Source organism: Shigella sp. FC1544 (genome assembly GCF_001722145.1).
In the GTDB taxonomy this organism is placed as follows: domain Bacteria; phylum Pseudomonadota; class Gammaproteobacteria; order Enterobacterales; family Enterobacteriaceae; genus Escherichia; species Escherichia coli.
Map to the genome: position 1 here is coordinate 1 of NZ_MECT01000343.1, position 990 is coordinate 990.

Below are 990 nucleotides of genomic sequence, written 5' to 3' on the forward strand. Positions count from 1 at the left end.
CCTCCGTGGTGGAAATACCGGGGTGTAGCAACAGCTCACCCATGCGGCTCTGACAACGATGTTAACCCGCGTTAAATATCCCACGTTGGCCAGCATCTGTCTCACGGAAAGTCATACTGCCTTGCATGATCGCGGGCGTTCCGGCGCATGGGCATTTCTGATGATTGTGGCGTGGATGCTGCTGGCGGGTAACTGGGCGATTTTACCGGGTGTCTGGCAATGGGCGGTGGGGTGTTTTGTCCCGACGTTGATTCTGGTGATGATGCTTATCGATCTTGGTGCGTTTGTTGGCACACAAGGCGAAAATAAATATGGTAAAGATACTCAGGATGTGAAGTATAAAGCCGACAATAAATCAAGTAATTAACCTTTAATATATCTCTTACTGCTATTTTTTTCCGGGATTGTTATTTCCACGATGCAAATGACAATACCCGGAAAATCCTTCTGAACTCTTCACCTTAAGCAATATCAAAAAAAATGGTAATCCATAAGATCATTACTTGTTTGTTCTTCCCTTAACGGCGCATTATTCTTAAGTCGTAATCGACAGAGAGGCGAATATACAGAGGTGCCCTATGAAAGATGTCGTAGATAAATGCAGTACTAAAGGATGTGCGATTGATATCGGTACGGTGATTGATAACGACAACTGGGTGATGCTGCCAACTTACTGATTTAGTGTATGATGGTGTTTTTGAGGTGCTCCAGTGGCTTCTGTTTCTATCAGCTGTCCCTCCTGTTCAGCTACTGACGGGGTGGTGCGTAACGGCAAAAGCACTGCCGGACATCAGCGCTATCTCTGCTCTCACTGCCGTAAAACATGGCAACTGCAGTTCACTTACACCGCTTCTCAACCCGGTACGCACCAGAAAATTATTGATATGGCCATGAATGGCGTTGGATGCCGGGCAACTGCACGCATTATGGGCGTTAGCCTCAACACGATTTTACGTCACTTAAAAAACTCAGGCCGCAGTCGGTAACCTC

The 990-nt window shown here is 46.7% G+C and carries 3 pseudogenes; all 3 read left to right on the forward strand.

Features of this window, described 5'->3' with window-relative positions:
* Positions 1-121: 121 nt before the first annotated feature.
* Positions 122-367 (forward strand): annotated as a pseudogene (locus BGK49_RS15940) (DUF805 domain-containing protein); the annotation flags it as partial.
* 211 nt (positions 368-578) lie between these two features.
* A pseudogene (locus BGK49_RS30190) lies at positions 579-653 on the forward strand (DUF406 domain-containing protein); the annotation flags it as partial.
* A 57-nt stretch (positions 654-710) separates the two neighbouring features.
* Positions 711-990, forward strand: a pseudogene (locus tag BGK49_RS15945) (IS1-like element transposase); the annotation flags it as partial.